The sequence below is a fragment of the Streptococcus sp. V940 genome (assembly GCF_054353495.1).
Genome location: NZ_JBTHHZ010000002.1, coordinates 334,189 through 352,425 on the forward strand (window position 1 = coordinate 334,189; position 18,237 = coordinate 352,425).

The 18,237-nt window shown below is 35.3% G+C and carries 15 protein-coding genes; all 15 read left to right on the plus strand.

Annotated elements, in window-relative coordinates:
• Positions 1-71 precede the first annotated feature (71 nt).
• The 15 genes from ACXYSM_RS07485 to ACXYSM_RS07555 all read left to right on the plus strand — a co-directional run bounded on the left by ACXYSM_RS07485 (position 72) and on the right by ACXYSM_RS07555 (position 18,200).
• Positions 72-1,682, plus strand: a complete 1,611-nt coding sequence (locus ACXYSM_RS07485; RefSeq protein ID WP_458634914.1) for a glycoside hydrolase family 13 protein — start codon at positions 72-74, stop codon at positions 1,680-1,682.
• A gap of 167 nt (positions 1,683-1,849) precedes the next feature.
• The gene (locus ACXYSM_RS07490) at positions 1,850-3,817 is read left to right on the plus strand and encodes a peptide ABC transporter substrate-binding protein (protein WP_458634915.1); all 1,968 of its coding nucleotides are present in this window, start codon (positions 1,850-1,852) and stop codon (positions 3,815-3,817) included.
• A 159-nt stretch (positions 3,818-3,976) separates the two neighbouring features.
• Positions 3,977-5,935: a peptide ABC transporter substrate-binding protein gene (locus ACXYSM_RS07495; RefSeq protein WP_458634916.1), complete on the plus strand. Its 1,959-nt coding sequence runs from the start codon at positions 3,977-3,979 to the stop codon at positions 5,933-5,935.
• Positions 5,936-6,130: 195 nt separating this feature from the next.
• Positions 6,131-7,579, plus strand: coding sequence for an LCP family glycopolymer transferase CpsA (gene cpsA / locus ACXYSM_RS07500; RefSeq protein ID WP_458634917.1), 1,449 nt, complete (start codon positions 6,131-6,133; stop codon positions 7,577-7,579).
• A 1-nt stretch (position 7,580) separates the two neighbouring features.
• Positions 7,581-8,312 (plus strand): capsular polysaccharide biosynthesis protein Cps4B, encoded by a 732-nt coding sequence (gene cps4B / locus ACXYSM_RS07505; RefSeq protein ID WP_458634918.1) that lies wholly within the window; start codon positions 7,581-7,583, stop codon positions 8,310-8,312.
• An 8-nt stretch (positions 8,313-8,320) separates the two neighbouring features.
• Positions 8,321-9,013, plus strand: a complete 693-nt coding sequence (locus ACXYSM_RS07510) for a CspC family polysaccharide chain length determinant protein (RefSeq protein WP_458634919.1) — start codon at positions 8,321-8,323, stop codon at positions 9,011-9,013.
• Between the two features lie 10 nt (positions 9,014-9,023).
• On the plus strand, positions 9,024-9,716 hold the full coding sequence (locus ACXYSM_RS07515) for a tyrosine-protein kinase (RefSeq protein WP_006149526.1): 693 nt from the start codon (positions 9,024-9,026) through the stop codon (positions 9,714-9,716).
• 15 nt (positions 9,717-9,731) lie between these two features.
• The gene (locus tag ACXYSM_RS07520) at positions 9,732-11,102 is read left to right on the plus strand and encodes a sugar transferase (protein WP_458634920.1); all 1,371 of its coding nucleotides are present in this window, start codon (positions 9,732-9,734) and stop codon (positions 11,100-11,102) included.
• Between the two features lie 7 nt (positions 11,103-11,109).
• Positions 11,110-11,901 carry a DUF4422 domain-containing protein gene (locus tag ACXYSM_RS07525; protein WP_458634921.1) on the plus strand — a complete coding sequence of 264 codons (792 nt, stop codon included), beginning with the start codon at positions 11,110-11,112 and terminating at the stop codon, positions 11,899-11,901.
• Positions 11,902-11,910: 9 nt separating this feature from the next.
• The gene (locus ACXYSM_RS07530; protein ID WP_458634922.1) at positions 11,911-13,113 is read left to right on the plus strand and encodes a polymerase; all 1,203 of its coding nucleotides are present in this window, start codon (positions 11,911-11,913) and stop codon (positions 13,111-13,113) included.
• Positions 13,110-14,102 (plus strand): glycosyltransferase family 2 protein, encoded by a 993-nt coding sequence (locus ACXYSM_RS07535; RefSeq protein ID WP_458634923.1) that lies wholly within the window; start codon positions 13,110-13,112, stop codon positions 14,100-14,102. Before ACXYSM_RS07530 ends, ACXYSM_RS07535 begins: the two co-directional genes overlap by 4 nt.
• Entirely contained in the window at positions 14,092-15,030 is a 939-nt protein-coding gene (locus ACXYSM_RS07540; protein ID WP_458634924.1) for a beta-1,6-N-acetylglucosaminyltransferase, read from the plus strand. Before ACXYSM_RS07535 ends, ACXYSM_RS07540 begins: the two co-directional genes overlap by 11 nt.
• A complete protein-coding gene (locus ACXYSM_RS07545; RefSeq protein WP_458634925.1) occupies positions 15,030-16,175 on the plus strand; it encodes a glycosyltransferase family 1 protein in 1,146 nt (381 codons plus the stop codon). The genes ACXYSM_RS07540 and ACXYSM_RS07545 overlap by 1 nt, the downstream gene beginning before the upstream one ends.
• Positions 16,153-17,193, plus strand: a complete 1,041-nt coding sequence (locus ACXYSM_RS07550) for a glycosyl transferase (RefSeq protein WP_458634926.1) — start codon at positions 16,153-16,155, stop codon at positions 17,191-17,193. Before ACXYSM_RS07545 ends, ACXYSM_RS07550 begins: the two co-directional genes overlap by 23 nt.
• A 17-nt stretch (positions 17,194-17,210) precedes the next feature.
• A complete protein-coding gene (locus ACXYSM_RS07555; protein WP_458634927.1) occupies positions 17,211-18,200 on the plus strand; it encodes a Stealth CR1 domain-containing protein in 990 nt (329 codons plus the stop codon).
• Positions 18,201-18,237: the final 37 nt, after the last annotated feature.

Consider the following 18,237-nt stretch of genomic DNA (forward strand, 5'->3'; position numbering starts at 1 on the left):
AACGCAAACGCTTGCATAAATCATAAAAAAAGTCTATGATGGAGTAAAGTGAGTTTAAAAGAGGTGAAAATATGCAAGAAAAATGGTGGCACAATGCCGTAGTCTATCAAGTTTATCCTAAAAGTTTTAAGGATAGTAATGGAGATGGGATTGGCGATTTACCTGGAATTACTAGCAAGTTAGATTATCTAGCCAAGCTTGGAATCACAGCTATTTGGCTTTCACCAGTTTATGATAGCCCGATGGATGACAATGGTTACGATATTGCCAATTATCAAGACATTGCTTCTATCTTTGGAACCATGGAAGACATGGACGAGCTGATCGCTGAAGCTAAAAAAAGAGATATCCGGATTATTATGGATTTGGTTGTCAATCATACATCCGATGAGCATGCTTGGTTTATCGAGGCGCGTGAAAATCCTCAAAGTCCAGAACGTGACTACTATATCTGGCGTGATGAACCTAACGAATTGGAGTCAATTTTCAGTGGTTCTGCCTGGCAATATGACGAAAAGGCTGGTCAATATTACCTACACTTTTTCAGTAAGAAACAACCAGACCTCAATTGGGAAAACGAAGAGCTCCGTCATAAAATCTATGAAATGATGAATTTCTGGATTGATAAAGGGATTGGTGGATTCCGTATGGACGTTATTGACATGATTGGGAAAATTCCTGATCAGAAGATTGTCAACAATGGCCCTATGCTCCATCCCTATCTCAAGGAAATGAATCAGGCTACTTTCGGCGACAAAGAGCTCTTGACAGTTGGGGAGACATGGGGAGCGACACCAGAAATCGCAAAACTCTATTCAGATCCAAAAGGACAAGAACTGTCTATGGTCTTCCAGTTTGAACATATCTGTCTTCAGTATCAGGAAGGACAACCTAAGTGGCACTACCAAAAAGAGCTAAATGTTGGGAAATTAAAAGAGATTTTCAACAAATGGCAGACAGAATTAGGAGTTGAGGATGGCTGGAATTCCCTTTTCTGGAATAACCATGACCTTCCGCGAATCGTCTCTATCTGGGGAAATGACCAAGAATACCGTGAAAAATCCGCCAAAGCGTATGCAATCTTGCTTCATCTCATGAGAGGGACTCCTTATATTTACCAAGGGGAAGAGATTGGGATGACCAACTATCCATTTGAAACTCTGGAGCAAGTAGAGGATATTGAATCCCTCAACTATGCCAAAGAAGCGCTAGAACAAGGTGTACCGCTAGAGCAAATTATGGATAGCATTTGTGTGATTGGACGCGATAATGCGCGTACTCCAATGCAGTGGGATACTACAGACTACGCTGGATTTTCAAGCGCGAAACCATGGTTAGGAGTCAATCCAAACTATGTGAAGATTAATGTAGAAGAGGCTTTAGCAAATCCAGATTCCATCTTCTATACTTATCAAAAATTAGTTCAGATTCGCAAGGAAAACAGCTGGCTGGTTCAAGCTGACTTTGAATTATTAGAAACAGCTGAGAAGGTCTTTGCTTATATTCGCAAGGACGGGGAACGCCGTTTCCTAGTAGTAGCTAACCTCTCAAATCAAGAACAAGAATTTTACTTTAATGGGGTTCTCAAATCAGTCTTGGTTGCTAACACCGAGGTTCAAGAAAAACTCGAGCAACTAACACTAGCTCCTTGGGATGCGTTCTGTGTCGAATTAGCCAATTAAACCTAAAAACTCAAGTATCTAAGATACTTGAGTTTTTTCTAAAATAAGTGTAGAAATTTCTTAAAAAAATATTATTTTGAATTTTCTAAAAAATTGCATGAAAACCCTTGCTTTTATAAAAAAATAGGGTATAATGGTGAAAAATAGTATTTTAAAGGAGAATACCGATGAAATCGAAAAAGTTGCTCGCAGTAGCAGGGATAACGATGAGTGCAGCTCTTCTTTTGGCAGCTTGTAGCAAGACTGAGAAAAAAGCAGATGCTCCTACAACATTTTCATACGTATATGCCATCGATCCATCAACATTGGACTATAGCGTTACTAGTAAAAGTTCAACTTCGGACGTCATTGCTAACTTGGTCGACGGACTCTTGGAAAATGACAAATACGGAAACTTGATTCCATCTCTTGCTGAAGACTGGTCGGTTTCAAAAGACGGTTTGACCTATACTTACAAACTACGTAAAGGTGTCAAATGGTATACTTCTGAAGGTGAGGAGTACGCCGAGGTCAAGGCTCAAGACTTTGTGACTGGTTTGAAACATGCTGCTGATGGTAAGTCAGATGGCTTAAGTCTGATCCAAGATTCTATCAAAGGTTTGGCAGAATATGTCAGTGGTGAAAGCAATGACTTCTCAACAGTTGGAGTTAAAGCAATTGACGACTACACTGTTCAATACACCTTGAACCAACCAGAAAGCTTCTGGAATTCTAAGGTAACAACAGCGACTATGCTCCCAGTTAATGAAGAATTTCTGAATTCTCAAGGTAAAGATTATGGTGCAGCAACACCTTCAGGTATTCTCTATAATGGACCATATATTTTGAAGAACTTCACTTCAAAATCAGTGATCGAGTACGAAAAAAATCCAAATTATTGGGATAAAGACAATGTTAAGATTGACCACGTCAAACTGACTTTCTACGATGGATCTGACCAAGAATCATTGATTCGTAGTTTTTCATCAGGAGCCTATACAACAGCTCGTCTCTTCCCAACAAGTTCAAACTTTGATTCAACTAAGCAAGAATACGGGGATAAGATTGTCTATAGTCCGCAAGAAGCGACCAGCTATTACTTTACTTTCAACGTGAATCGTCAGTCTTACAATAAAACAGCAAAGACAGATGAAGCACAAAAGACTTCAACAAAAGAAGCGCTTCTCAATAAAAACTTCCGCCAGGCAATCAACTTTGCTCTTGACCGTCATTCTTACTCTGCACAGATGAATGGTGAAGAAGGTGCAGACAAGATTATTCGTACCAGTCTTGTGCCTTACGACTATGTTCAGGTTGGTGAAAAGACCTTCGGTGAATTGGCTCAAGAACAATTAGTAACATACGGAGACCAGTGGAAAGATGTAGCTTTGACAGATGGTAAAGATACCCTTTACAATCCAACAAAAGCAAAAGCTGCCTTTGAAAAAGCCAAGTCAGAATTGCAAGCTAAAGGTGTAACCTTCCCAATCCGTTTGGATATTCCAGTTGAACAGACAGATGTCATTGCTGTTCAACAAACCAACTCCCTCAAACAATCTGTCGAAGCAGCGCTTGGAACTGAAAATGTCGTTATCGATGTGCTTCAAATGACAGATAATGAGAAAATGAGTATTACTTCTCAAGCTAAGGTTCCTTCTCAAAAAGACTATGACTTGAACGGAACTGGTTGGGGACCAGACTATCAAGATCCAGCTACCTATCTAAATATCTTGGATGCTAAGAAGGGTTCTGCCCTTAAACACTTGGGTATCACAAAAGGTAAAGATCCAGAAGTCATGGCACAAGTTGGCCTTGATGAGTACAAGAAACTCTTGGATGATGCAGCATCAGAAACAACCGACCTTAACAAACGCTATGAAAAATATGCTAAAGCACAGGCTTGGGTATCTGATAGTTCACTTCTCATTCCTGTAGCATCTTCAGGAGGTTCTCCTACAGTTAGTCGTACAGTACCATTTTCGAAAGCCTACTCTCAAGTTGGTATCAAGGGAGATCCATTTGTATTTAAAGGTCTAGAGTTGCAAAATGATATTGTAACCACTAAAGAATACGAAGAAGCTCTCAAGAAATGGCAAAAAGAGAAAATTGAAACAAATGCCAAATATCAAAAAGAGTTAGCAAACCACGTTAAATAGCCTTTGCCAATGAGTAAAGAAATCCAGTTTTTAAGTTGGATTTCTTTTTTTGTTTTATTGCCGATGAGAGATCGATTAGTATATAACTTTACTTTTGGGGCAAAATTTGATAAAATGGTTATATGTTATAAAACCTAACATATAAGGAGAACGTGAATCATGAAACTCAAAAAACGACTGATTGGAGCGGGGTTGACGCTTGCCACGGCGGTCTTATTGACAGCGTGTGGGAAGTCAGCATCAGATACTAAAACCTACTCGTCAACATTTGGTGCCGACCCGACAACCTTCAACTACCTGTTGGACTACTCTGGTGATAATACCGCTGTTGTAACCAACTTGGTAGATGGTTTGCTTGAAAATGACAATTATGGAAATCTCATTCCTGCTCTTGCAGAAGATTGGAGTGTTTCAAAGGATGGTTTGACTTACACTTATAAACTTCGTCAAGATGCAAAATGGTTCACTGCTGACGGGGAAGAATACGCCCCAATTAAAGCACAAGATTTCGTCACAGGTATCAAGTATGCAGCTGATAACAAGAGTCAAGCGCTCGATTTGATTCAGAACTCAATCAAGGGATTAGATGATTATGTGACAGGCGCAAATACTGACTTTTCAAATGTTGGTGTGAAAGCTGTAGATGATTACACTGTCCAATATACTTTGACACGTCCAGAACCATTCTGGAACTCTAAAACAACCAATAGTATCCTCTTTCCGGTCAATGAAGAGTTCTTGACTTCTAAAGGTAAAGAATTTGGAGAATTGAAACCAGATAGCATTCTCTACAGTGGTCCTTATTTGTTAAAAGAATTCACATCAAAATCATCACTTGAGTACATGAAGAACCCTCATTACTATGACCAAGAAAAAGTAACGATTGAAAGAGTTAAGTTGGCTTATGTTGATGGTTCTGATCAAGATATGACGATCCGTAATTTCGAAAACGGAGCCTACTCGTCTGCTGGTGTCTACCCAAATAGTTCAAACTTTGCTAAGACAAAGGAAAAATACAAGGACAACATCGTTTATAGCTTGCAGGATGCGACTTCTTGGTACTATAATTTTAACGTTAATCGCCAAACATACAATCATACAGCTAAGACTAGCGATGAGCAAAAACAAGCTACCCAAGCTGCGATTTTAAATAAAAATTTCCGTCAAGCAATCAACTTTGCCATTGACCGTACAGCCTATTCGGCTCAGTCTAATGGAGAAGAAGCAGCTAAAAACACTCTTCGTAACACACTTGTGCCACCAACTTTCGTGCAAGTAGGTGACAAGACTTTTGGTGAGACAGTTTCATCTAAGTTGGTAAACTACGGTACGCAGTGGTCAAATATGAATCTCGAAGACGCTCAAGACGGCTACTTCAATAAAGAAAAAGCACAAGCTCAGTTTGCAGAGGCTAAAAAAGAACTAGAAGCACAAGGTGTGACCTTCCCGATTCATTTGGACTTGCCTGTAGACCAAGTTAACAAAACCTTGCTTCCAAAGATTCATTCGCTTAAACAATCTGTCGAATCAACTCTTGGGGCAGAAAATGTAGTGATTGATGTCGTTCAAATTTCAACAGAAGACTATGCTAATGCGACATTCCAAGCGCCAACCACAGCTGATCATGACTATGACTTGAACTTGGATGGTTGGTCTGCAGACTACCAAGATCCATCGACTTATCTTAATCCTTTCAACGCTGAGGATGGATTCTATCTCAAGATTTTAGGACTTGATCCAAGCAAGGATACTGATAAGATTACAAATATCGGATTGGACCAATATACTCAAAAATTGAAAGCGGCAGATGCAGAAAATACAGACGTAGCCAAACGTTATGAAAATTATGCAGACGCACAAGCTTGGCTGATTGATAGTTCGCTATTGCTCCCTGTAAATTCAAACGGTGGTGGAGCTTCAGTAACACGTGTGACACCATTTACACGAGCTTACTCACTTGTCGGAATCAAAGGTACTGGAAGTAACTACAAGTACATGAAATTGCAAACCGATGTCGTAACAACTGCTCAATTTGATGAAGCTAAAGCCAAATGGGAACAAGAACGTAAAAACTCAGTCGAAAAGAGTCAAAAAGAATTCGAAAGTCACGTTAAATAATTAAAAAATAGAGCTTTTTAAGAGCTCTATTTTTATTTTAGTTGTTTTTTGAAAACATAAAATGTAGTAAAGGCGCTAATAAATATACACTCACTAAATACATTTTCAAAATAAAACGTTTCCTTGACTAATGTAGATAGCCTTTAGAGATACTTTGTGATATAATTAAATTAAAATGTTTTGAAGAGGTGTTCCATGAAAAGTAGACGCATAAAAAAAAGTAAATCTAGTAAATTTCAGCAGAGTTTAAACATAGGTTTGTTGCTAATCTATGCCGTTCTAGCTTCTTTTTTATTGTTTTTGATTTTTAAATATCAGATTTTAGCGGTCAGCTATTTTAATATTATCTTGGCAGTAGTTTTAGTGCTCATAGCATTATTATCCCTCTTGTTGATAGTTAAGCGCAAAGCCAAGGTGTTCACCTTGATAGTCCTATTGCTCTCGGTTTTATTTAGCTCTGTAGCTTTAGTAGCTGTAAATCGATTTGTAGGGCTCGCCAATCAATTCAATGCAACTTCAAATTATTCAAGCTACTCTATGAGTGTGGCAGTGCTAGCAGACAGTGAGATTAATAACGTTTCTCAACTTTCTAGTGTAACTGCTCCAACAGGAACAGATGCTGAAAATATTCAAAAATTGATAGATGACATTAAAACAACTCAAAACAAGGAATTGACAGTTGAGGAAGCTTCTTCTTATCTAGCAGCCTATAAGAGTTTGTTAGATGGAGAAACTAAAGCAATCGTCTTAAACGGTGTTTTTGAAAACCTGATTGAGCAGGAATATCCCGACCACGCTAAAAAGATCAAGAAAATTTATACTAAGGACTTGACCAAGAAAGTGGAAGCGCCTAAGGTAGCTACAGGAAATTCTTTCAACGTCTACATCAGCGGGATTGATACCTATGGTCCTATCAGTTCTGTTTCGCGCTCAGATGTCAATATCATCATGACAGTGAATCAAGATACTAAAAAGATTCTCTTGACGACCACTCCTCGAGATGCCTATGTCCCTATTGCAGATGGTGGAAACAACCAAAACGATAAGTTGACGCATGCGGGTATCTATGGCGTAGATGCTTCTATCCATACCTTAGAAAATCTTTATGGTATCGACTTGAACTATTATGCCCGTCTCAATTTCACTTCTTTCTTGAAGTTGATTGACCTTCTTGGAGGCGTTGACGTATATAATGACCAAGAGTTTACTGCTCATACAAACGGCAAGCACTACCCGGTTGGAAATATTCACCTTGATTCAGAAATGGCATTAGGTTTTGTCCGTGAACGTTACTCTTTGACAAATGGTGATGGAGATCGCGGTCGTAACCAACAAAAAGTTATTACAGCCATTATTCAGAAGATGACTTCGGCAGAAGCCTTGAAAAATTACGATGGCATTATTCAAGGTTTACAGGAATCAGTTCAGACCAATATGCCACCAGAAACAATGGTAAGTCTTGTCAATGCTCAGTTGGCAAGCGGAGGGAAATATACAGTAACCAATCAAGATCTGAAAGGAACTGGTCGTATGGGTCTCCCGTCTTACGCTATGCCAGATAGCAATCTTTACATGTTAGAAATCGACCCAACTAGCTTGGAAACTGTTAAAACGGCTATTAAAGATACCATGGAAGGAAAATAAGATGATTGATATTCATTCACATATTGTTTTCGATGTTGACGATGGACCTAAAAATAGAGCTGAGAGTAAGGCTCTCCTAGAGGAAGCTTACGCACAAGGTGTTCGTACCATTGTTTCAACCTCTCATCGTAGAAAAGGGATGTTTGAAACACCAGAAGACAAAATTGCAGCTAATTTTAGCGAAGTTAAACAGTTGGCTCAAGAAATCGCACCGGATTTGAAGATCGTGTACGGAGCTGAGATTTATTTTTCAAGTGATGTTTTAGAGAAACTTGAACAAAACATCATCCCAAAACTCAATGGCACTCGTTATGCCTTGATTGAGTTTAGCATGAATACACCCTACAGAGATATTCATAGCGCCTTGACCAAAGTTCTCATGTTAGGGATTACACCTGTGGTTGCTCATATTGAGCGCTATCACACCTTGGAAAACGATGAGAAAAAAGTAAGAGAACTCATCAATATGGGCTGCTATATGCAGATTAATAGTTCGAGCGTCTTAAAACCGCGGCTTTTCGGAGATACCTACAAGTTTATGAAAAAGCGTGCTAGGTATTTCTTGGACAAGGACTTAGTCCATGTAGTAGCTAGCGATATGCACAATTTGGATAATCGCCCACCGTATATGAGAGAAGCTTATGAACTCATTGCTAAAAAATACGGAGCAGGAAAAGCTCGTGAACTTTTTGAAACAAACCCATCAAACATTATAAATGACCAAATAATTTAGGAGAAATGATGAAAGAACAAGAAAAATTTGAAATTGATGTATTTCAATTGGTAAAAGTGCTATGGAAACGAAAATTCCTCATTGTCTTAGCTGCACTAGTAGCAGGTCTAGCAGCTTTTGCATATAGCTCATTTGTGATTAAGCCACAGTATACTAGTACTACTCGTATCTATGTTGTCAATCGTAACCAAGCAGATAAGCCAGGTTTGACCAACCAAGACTTGCAGGCAGGTTCATACTTGGTAAAAGACTACCGTGAGATCATTCTTTCTCAGGATGTTCTTGAAAAAGTGGTGGCTGATCAAAACTTGACTATGGATGCCAAAACTCTTGGAAGAAAAGTTTCAGTAACAGTCCCTGCAGATACGCGTATCGTATCAATCTCAGTTCGAGATGGGAAACCTGAGGAAGCGAGTCGTATCGCCAATGCACTTAGAGAAGTAGCTGCTCAGAAAATCATTTCTGTAACAAGAGTGTCGGATGTAACCACACTTGAGGAAGCAAGACCAGCGACATCGCCATCTTCACCAAACATTCGTCGCAATACAATGATGGCCACTATAGCAGGTGTAGGATTCGTTACGGTTATCGTGCTTTTGGTTGAATTGTTGGATGATCGAGTGAAGCGTCCAGAAGATATCGAAGAAGTGATGCACATCTCACTTTTAGGTGTTATTCCAAATCTTGAGAAATTAAAATAAAGAGGGAAATATGGCAAAGTTAGAATTATCAGAACAACGATTACACTCTGTAAAAAAAGCTGAGGAGTATTATAACGCACTACGGACCAATATCCAGTTGAGTGGAGATGGTCTCAAAGTGATTGCTCTTTCTTCAGTTAGACCTGGAGAAGGGAAGTCGACTACTTCAACCAACATAGCTTGGGCATTCGCGCGTGCAGGCTATAAGACACTCCTTATCGATGCCGATATTCGTAATTCGGTAATGTCAGGTGTCTTTAAATCTCGAGAAAAAATTACAGGTTTGACAGACTACTTATCAGGAACCAAAGATTTATCTCATGGTTTGTGTGAAACAAACGTAGAAAACTTGTTTGTCATTCAATCAGGAGCTGTTTCACCAAACCCGACCGCTCTTCTTCAAAGTGACAAATTTGAAGCAATGATTGAGACTTTACGCAAATACTTTGACTATATCATTGTGGATACAGCCCCTATCGGTGTTGTCATTGATGCGGCTATTATCGTACAAAAATGCGACGCCTCTATCCTGGTAACTGAAGCTTCTGCAACAAAACGGAGAGAAGTTCAAAAAGCTAAAGACCAGTTAGAGCAAACAGGAACACCATTCTTAGGAGTTATTCTGAATAAATTTAATATTCAGCTTGAAAAATATGGTTCTTACGGATCATATGGGAACTACGGTTCCTATGGGAAAAAATAAGTTTAGGGAGGAAATATGGAAGGAAGGGGTTTCTATAACGTAACTCTAGCGTTTTTGCAGAGTATACTCGTTAGTGTTTTAGCTTATATACTGATTTCCGTAACTGAAACAGAGATTGTTGCAAAAACTGTGTTTGTCCTTTATTTTCTTCACTTTGCAGCCTTCTATATTAGTGGCTATGGTAAGGATTTTTTCAAGCGAAGTCAGTCGGTTGAATTGATAGAGGTAGTAAAATACATCATCTTTTTTGCCTTGTTAATCAGTTTCTCTAGTTTTTTCCTGAAAGACCAATTTGTTATTTCTAGAAGGGGGATGATTTATTTCCTTTCTTTATACGGGATTCTAAATTATATTCTTGGTTTTGTTATTAAAAAATATTGGGTTCAATTTAATCATAGTTTAAAAGGGAGCCGAAAGATTCTTTTGATAACAGCGACAACTCGTATTGAGAAGGTGATAGAGCGTCTTTTGGCAGCCAATGATGTCACGGGTAAGTTAGTAGCTGTAAGTGTACTAGATAAACCTGATTTTAAACATGATAAAGTCAAGTCTGTTCCGCCTAAAAATCTCATCAATTATGCAACTCATGAGGTAGTAGACGAAGTCTTTGTAAACCTTCCTAGTGAGGATTATGATATCGGTAGCATTATTTCTCAATTTGAAACGATGGGGATTGATGTTACTGTTAATTTAAATGCCTTTGATAAGATTTTAGGTAGAAATAAACAAATCCATGAGATGGCTGGATTGAACGTAGTAACTTTTTCTACAAACTTATATAAACCTAGCCACATAGTCGCCAAACGAATTATTGATATTTTAGGAGCAATTGTTGGATTAGTCATCTGTGGACTGGTAAGTATAGTCCTTGTTCCAATGATTCGAAAAGATGGTGGACCAGCAATCTTTTCTCAAACTCGAGTCGGTAAAAATGGTCGCTATTTCACTTTTTATAAATTCCGATCTATGAGGGTAGATGCTGAAGAAATCAAGCAGCAATTGATGGATCAAAATACCATGCAAGGTGGGATGTTTAAGATGGATAACGATCCTCGAGTGACCAAGGTTGGACAATTTATTCGAAAGACAAGTTTGGATGAATTGCCACAATTTTGGAACGTGTTGATTGGGGATATGAGTCTAGTCGGCACTCGCCCACCAACGGTAGATGAGTACGAAAAGTACACACCTGAGCAAAAACGTCGTCTTAGTTTCAAACCTGGTATTACAGGTTTGTGGCAAATTAGTGGGCGCAGTAAAATTACCAATTTCGATGATGTTGTAAAACTAGATGTAGCCTATATTGATGATTGGACCATTTGGAAAGATTTTGAAATATTGTTAAAAACTGTAAAAGTTGTGTTGATGAGAGATGGAGCGAAGTAGGAGGGGTATGACCAATATTAAAATCATAGTGGCGACTCATAAAAGTTTTGAGATGCCTAAAAATAAAGAATTGTATCTACCAGTCCATGTTGGGTGTAAAGGAAAAGATGATTTGGGATATCAAGGGGATAATACTGGAGAAAACATTTCTCAGTTAAACCCATACTATTGTGAATTAACAGGGCTATATTGGGCATGGAAAAATCTAGATTGCGATTATCTTGGGCTAGTTCATTATCGCCGATATTTCACGAAAAAAAGTCAATCTTACAAAGAAAATCTAAAGATTGATGAAGTGATTTTAAATCAGGAAGAAATTGAGTTTCTTTTGAGAAAAGGGGATATAATAGTCCCTAAAAAAAGGAAATATTATATTGAAACTCTGTACTCTCATTATGCACACACACTAGATGCTAGCCATCTAGATTTGGCTAGAAAAGTCATTGAGAAGCAACACCCTGAATACCTTGATTCATTTGACAAAGTTATGAAACAACGTAGTGGCTATATGTTCAATATGTTTATAATGAAAAAGGAATTAGCGAATAATTATTTTGAATGGTTGTTTCCAATTTTAGATAGTATGTATGAATGTATGGATTTATCAGATTTAACTCCTTTTGAAGCCCGTCTATTTGGTAGAGTAAGTGAATTATTATTTAATGTATGGTTGGTAAAGAATAATTTGACTACTACGGAAGCACATTTTATGTATATGGAAAAAGTAAATCTATTTAAAAAAGGTTTATCATTCTTACAAGCAAAGTTTTTAGGAAAAAAATATGGAAATAGTTTTTAGGTCTTAGATATGCGTATAAAATTTAAAAAATTAACATTAGTAGAAACACTGAGTTTATTTTCACTGATACTTTTTTTATTTATTTCACTGTTGAGTACAACCTTTTATGCCACATATATATCAGGTGCAATTTATAAAGCAGCAATTCTTATTTCAGTTATGCTTTTAATAGTTAAAGAATTAATCAATAATAAATTTAATTTTCAAAAAGCAATATCGTTATTCGGAGTTATAATTGTTTATGCTTTGGTTAGTAGTGTAACAGGATTTCTATCAACATTAGCAATAAGTGTTATTTTTATCTTTAGTCTAAGAGATATATCTTTTAAATATGTGGCGAAAACTTCTTTTTATATTAGTTTATTTACTTTAATATTTGTTATCTTGAGTAGTCAAATTGGTTTAATTTCCAACTATGTTGAATTTTCATCAGGAAGAATACGGCATTATCTTGGTTTTCGATATTCATTGTTCCCATCTACAGTGATGCTAAATATTGTAGCAAGTTCATTGTTCTTAACTCAAGATAAGGTAAGCTATAAACGTTTGTTTTTTTTATTGCTTTCAACAATTTGGATTTTCTACCAAACAGATTCACGATTAACTTTTATTAGTTCTTTATTCTTACTAGGAATTAACCTTGTAGTGAAATGGTATCCATCAATTTTAAAGTCTTCAGGTCTTTTATTAAAAACTTTTAAATTAACTTATATAGTAAATGCATATTTAAGTTATTTGATAGCAAAAATGTATCTGAGTTTTTCAAGTCCTTTTTTGAATGAATTGAGTAAGAATATCAACCAATTTCTAGGTGGTAGAATTTATTATGCTAATCGTTCTTTGAATGTATATGGTTATAATTTATTTGGACAAAAGATTAATTGGATTGGGAATGGTTTAGATATCAATGGACAAAGGGAATTGAGTGAATATTTGTACGTTGATAATCTCTATATCCAAATATTACAGCGATATGGATTGTTTATTTTGGTTATCCTATTGTTAATTTTTACATTAACTTTATATCATCTTTTGAAGCAAAAACAATATGTATTATCATTAATTCTGATTACATTAAGTTTTCATGCTATGATAGATGATTTAATTATAAATCTTCACTATAACATTTTTTTGATTTTGATTGGTACTTTAATGAATCAAACTCAGTCTGCTTTTGAAGCAAATTTACAATTGGATAATGGAGAAAAATGACGAAAGTAAGTATTATTATTCCTGTATATAATGTAGAACAATACTTGGATAGATGCCTGTCCTCCGTCTTCAATCAGACATATAAAGATTTAGAAGTGATTTTGATTAATGATGGATCTACAGATAAATCAGGAATTATTTGTGAAGAATTTGTTCAAACAGATAAAAGAGCTAAAGTATATCATCAGGAAAATAGAGGATTATCTGAAGCACGTAATACTGGGTTAAAATATATGACAGGGGATTTTGTCATGTTTCTTGACTCGGATGATTGGTTGGAACTTGATGCAGTAGAATTTTTATTAGAACAAGCTAAAAGTTACAATGCAGATATGGTTGTAGGAGGGGTTTATAGAACCTCTAAAATTGTGGATCATCAACAAAACACCCCTGTTTTGCAATTATTGACGCAGGAAGAGTATGCCAAACGTTACTTTAAGATTGAAAGTCAGACAATTGAGTATTATGTTTGGAATAAAATGTATAAAAGAGAAGTTGTAGAAGGTATTGAATTTCCGTCTGGTTTCTTTGCAGAAGACGTTCCAACCATGTTCCGCTACATTCTAAACTCAGAAAAGATAGTTGTTACTGATAAGATTGTTTATAATTATTTTATTAACAACTCTGGTCTGACAGCTAAATTTACATCTAAACATTTTGATGTTTTAAAAGGCTGGGATTTAGTATGTCAGTATGCGACCGAAAGTAGTAAAAATAAATACAAAGAGTGGGCTCGAATTAATCGCTACAGAGCGGATTTGGCACTTTTGACAGAAATAGCCCTTTCTGTAGATTATAAAAATATTTGCATGTTAAATGAAACTCAAATAAAGTCTATGGTATCTAGATTGAAGAAAAATAAGAGAGTCTTACTAAAACAAGCCATTCCTCTTAGTAGAAAGATATTGATTATACTCTTCACAACTTCCTATAACTTATTTGCGAAAGTGATAAATACTATGATAAGGATAAAAAATTATGGTGCATAAGCATGCATATTTAATCTTAGCTCACAGCCAATTTAATCAACTAGCATTTTTGGTTTCTTTATTGGATCATCAAGGTAATGATATTTTTATCCATATTGATAAAAAATCAGATATTGATGATTATCATTTGGATTTAATTAAATCCAGTGTAAAACGATCTCAAGTTTATTTTACAGAAAGAGTTTCGGTGAGTTGGGGTGGATATTCCCAAATTGAAGCTGAAATGATTTTATTTAAAGCTGCCTCTAAAAGAGATTCTTACTATTTTTATCATTTAATAAGTGGCGTAGATTTACCGTTACTTTCTCAGCAGAGAATTCATGATTTTTTTAATGATTATAAAGACTATTCATTTCTTACTTTTATGAACATAGAGGATAATGGTGAAGATATAAATAGATTTAAATATTATCATCTTTTTGAACGCTTTACATATCGGACTTTACCGGGTGCCGTTGGCAAACTTGCATTCAAGATTTATCGTAATTTAGAAGTATGGATTCAAAAACTATTTAGAGTAAATCGGTATAAATTGTTTAATGTCATCCCTATAAAAGCTAGTCAGTGGGTTTCACTACCAAATAATATTGTGAAATTATTGATTGATAAAGAATCAGATACGGAGAAGATGTTTAGAAAATCTTTTCTTAGTGACGAAATTTTTATACCAATGATTTTAAATAAAGAGTTAAGAAACTATAAGGTGTATGATGCATCAATTAATCACGGTTATAAAAAAGAATTTCAAGGAAACTTACGCTATATTAATTGGTGGGATGGTAAACCTTACACTTGGACTGACAGCGAGAAAGATATAGAAGAATTAAGACTAGCTGCAAAAAATGGATATCTGTTCTCAAGAAAGTTTGATATAGAAAAATATCCTAAAATTAAAGAGCTAATCATAGAACTAACTAAGGAAATATAATGGTCTATAAAATTTTAATGACAGGAATGTCACCTGTTCTTGCTGGTACAGAAACATTTATTATGAATTATTATCGTCATCTTGATTCATCAATTTTTCAAGTTGATTTTATTAAAAGGACTAGAGAATCTATTGTATTTGAAGATGAAATTATTTCAAAAGGTTCAAAAGTATATTATTTACCTCGTAAAGGAAAAAATCCTCTTAAGTATATGAGACAATTAAGAGAGTTTTTTGCTACAGAAGGGAAAAAATATGATGCTATTTGGTATAATGCAATGGCAATTCCTAATCTTGATTTGTTAGAATATGCTAAAAAATATGGGATAAAAACAAGAATCATTCATAGTCATAGCTCGATGTTCAAGGGAAATAAAGTGAGACAAATTCTACATAATATGAATAGATCTAAATTGCCAAATACTGCAACCCATTTTTTTGCCTGCTCTGGAATCGCAGCAGATTATATGTTTCCTGATGAGATTCGTTCAAGTGCGCAAATTATACAAAATGCTATTGATGTAGAAAGCTTTTCTTTTTCAGAAAAAGATAGACTTGATCTAAGAACAGAGTTAGGGTGGAATGATTGTAAAGTTATTGGTAATGTTGGTCGACTAGATATCCAAAAAAATCAACCCTTTTTAATAGATGTTTTTAATGAAGCTTGCAAGAAAAATCCTAATCTTCGATTAGTCATAATAGGTAAGGTTGCGGGTGCAAATTCAACTGTAGACTTAATCAAAGAAAAAATAAAATCTTATGGAATTGAAGATAAAGTCTTACTGGCAGGAAGTCAGAACGATATGAAGAAATGGTTAAGTTCACTAGACCTATTCGTTTTGCCTTCGATATTTGAGGGATTGCCTCTATCTGCTGTTGAAGCTCAAGCTAATGGACTACCTGTTTTGGTAAGTGATGCAGTTACTAAAGAATTGAAAATATTAGATTCCATTCGATACCTGTCTCTAGATGACTCTATTGAGGTTTGGGCAAAAAATATATTTGAGTTATTAGAAACACCTAGATCAAGCGAGCTTGAAATAAAAGAAATGTTTAAGCTAAAAGGTTTTGAAATTGAAACTCAAGCATTGACTTTACAGAATATACTGCTGGGAGAACTGAATGAAAAAATATCAGATTGTTGAATCGTATGGGACACACATGCACGCGGGGAGTAAAGCTACCAACGATTGTGTCAATATTTTGGAAGAATTAGACTTCGAAAAAATAGAAATTGTACGCCACAAGTCTGAGGATAAGTCCCTTGTATCGAAAATAATAAGACAAGTTTCTTTTTATAAACAGTGGAATAATGTTTTGAAAAGATTGTCTAAAGGGGATGTTTTGTTGTTACAACATCCCTATCGCAGAAATCATTTTGGTAGAGCATCTAGTCTTCTGAAATTGAAGAAAAAACAAGTAAAAATAATTTCATTGGTTCATGATGTGGAGTTAATTAGAGGAATTTATGATGATCCATTCTACCAGAGGGAATTTGATGAAATGCTATCTTTTGCTGATTCAATTATTGTTCACAATGAAAAAATGAAAGATTGGTTTGTTCAGTATGGCGTAGATGAAAAGAAGCTAGTTATTTTAGAAATATTTGATTATTTGAATGATAAGGACGTGTCTTCATCTATTAAATACTCAAAAAAAGTGACTGTAGCAGGGAATCTTTCTCCTGATAAAAGTCCTTATTTGTATCAGTTAGATAAAGTTCCTGACATTCAATTTCAATTGATGGGGATTGGTTTTCAACCAGTAAAAGAGATTTCTAATGTTTCATATTTAGGTGCCTTTGCTCCGGAAGATGTTCCTAACCATTTAAATAGTGGATTTGGATTAGTATGGGACGGAGAGAGTCTAGATACTTGCGATGGGGTAACGGGAAATTATTTAAGATATAATAATCCTCATAAGTTATCTTTGTATCTTTCTTCAGGATTGCCTGTTATTGTATGGAAAGATTCAGCTGAGGCGAACTTTGTTGAGAAAAATGGTGTAGGCTTGGCAGTTAATAGTCTGTTTGAATTATCTGAAATACTGGGTAAAATTAGTCAGGATGAATATCTGCAAATGGTAACAAATGCTAAAAATATTATGAAGAATCTTAAAGAAGGTTATTATCTAAAGACCGCAGTGGATAAGATAATTAAATAGACTCTTTGGAGAAATATATGAATAATAAAATAGATCTTGTAATTACTTGGGTTGATGGTACAGATCCTGATTGGTTACAAGAAAAGAGGTTATATGAATCTGATGTTGAATGGTCAGAATCAAACAACGCTAATCGATACAGACCATCAGAAAATTTCAAGTATTGGTTCCGTTCGGTTGAACGTTATGCAGATTGGATTAACCGTATTTTCTTTATAACTTATGGTCATGTTCCAGAATGGTTAAATATAAAGAATCCAAAATTAAAAATTGTAAAACATACAGATTATATACCTCAGGAATATCTTCCAACTTATAATTCTAATGTAATTGAGTTGAATTTACATAGAATCGAAGAGTTAAGTGAGAATTTTATTCTTTTAAATGATGATATGTATTTTGCAGCACCAACTACAGCAGATGATTTCTTTAAAGAAAATCTCCCAAAGGATTTTGGGATTTATTTGCCAATAACTCCTCGAGAAAGTTTCAATCATATTGAATTAAATAATACCATTCTGATGAATAAACATTTTAATAAAAAAAGAAAACCTTTCTCAGAATGGCGTAAATTTTATAGCTTAAAATTAGGGAAGTACCTAGTTGGGAATATTTTCAGTATTTTTTATTCAGGTATTTTAGGATATAAAAATTACCATATTGGTTTGTCGCATTTAAAATCGACCTTTGATTTAATCTGGGAGAAAGAAACAAAATTATTGGAAGAAGTTAGCTCTCATAGATTTAGACAGTTGTCAGATATTAGTCATTATGTCATGTCTCACTGGAATGTAGAGTCTGGTAGGTTTATGCCCCAATCCATTCATTTTGGGAAGTATTTTGATATTTGGGAAGTTGAAGAAATTCAAAGAGCTATTCAAAATGAGAAATATAAGATTATTTGTATCAACGATACGGATGAAGATGGAAAATTCTCTGAGTATGATCAAAAAATACATCAAGCCTTTCAGTCTAAATTCCCAGATAAATCAAGTTTTGAATTGTAAATTTACAGATTGATAATAAAAAAATATGTTTAGAAGT

Coding starts and splice junctions, on each gene's coding strand:
- ACXYSM_RS07485 (WP_458634914.1), top strand. CDS start 72: ATGCAAGAAAAATGGTGGCACAATGCCGTAGTCTATCAAGTTTATCCT.
- ACXYSM_RS07490 (WP_458634915.1), top strand. CDS start 1,850: ATGAAATCGAAAAAGTTGCTCGCAGTAGCAGGGATAACGATGAGTGCA.
- ACXYSM_RS07495 (WP_458634916.1), top strand. CDS start 3,977: ATGAAACTCAAAAAACGACTGATTGGAGCGGGGTTGACGCTTGCCACG.
- cpsA (WP_458634917.1), top strand. CDS start 6,131: ATGAAAAGTAGACGCATAAAAAAAAGTAAATCTAGTAAATTTCAGCAG.
- cps4B (WP_458634918.1), top strand. CDS start 7,581: ATGATTGATATTCATTCACATATTGTTTTCGATGTTGACGATGGACCT.
- ACXYSM_RS07510 (WP_458634919.1), top strand. CDS start 8,321: ATGAAAGAACAAGAAAAATTTGAAATTGATGTATTTCAATTGGTAAAA.
- ACXYSM_RS07515 (WP_006149526.1), top strand. CDS start 9,024: ATGGCAAAGTTAGAATTATCAGAACAACGATTACACTCTGTAAAAAAA.
- ACXYSM_RS07520 (WP_458634920.1), top strand. CDS start 9,732: ATGGAAGGAAGGGGTTTCTATAACGTAACTCTAGCGTTTTTGCAGAGT.
- ACXYSM_RS07525 (WP_458634921.1), top strand. CDS start 11,110: ATGACCAATATTAAAATCATAGTGGCGACTCATAAAAGTTTTGAGATG.
- ACXYSM_RS07530 (WP_458634922.1), top strand. CDS start 11,911: ATGCGTATAAAATTTAAAAAATTAACATTAGTAGAAACACTGAGTTTA.
- ACXYSM_RS07535 (WP_458634923.1), top strand. CDS start 13,110: ATGACGAAAGTAAGTATTATTATTCCTGTATATAATGTAGAACAATAC.
- ACXYSM_RS07540 (WP_458634924.1), top strand. CDS start 14,092: ATGGTGCATAAGCATGCATATTTAATCTTAGCTCACAGCCAATTTAAT.
- ACXYSM_RS07545 (WP_458634925.1), top strand. CDS start 15,030: ATGGTCTATAAAATTTTAATGACAGGAATGTCACCTGTTCTTGCTGGT.
- ACXYSM_RS07550 (WP_458634926.1), top strand. CDS start 16,153: ATGAAAAAATATCAGATTGTTGAATCGTATGGGACACACATGCACGCG.
- ACXYSM_RS07555 (WP_458634927.1), top strand. CDS start 17,211: ATGAATAATAAAATAGATCTTGTAATTACTTGGGTTGATGGTACAGAT.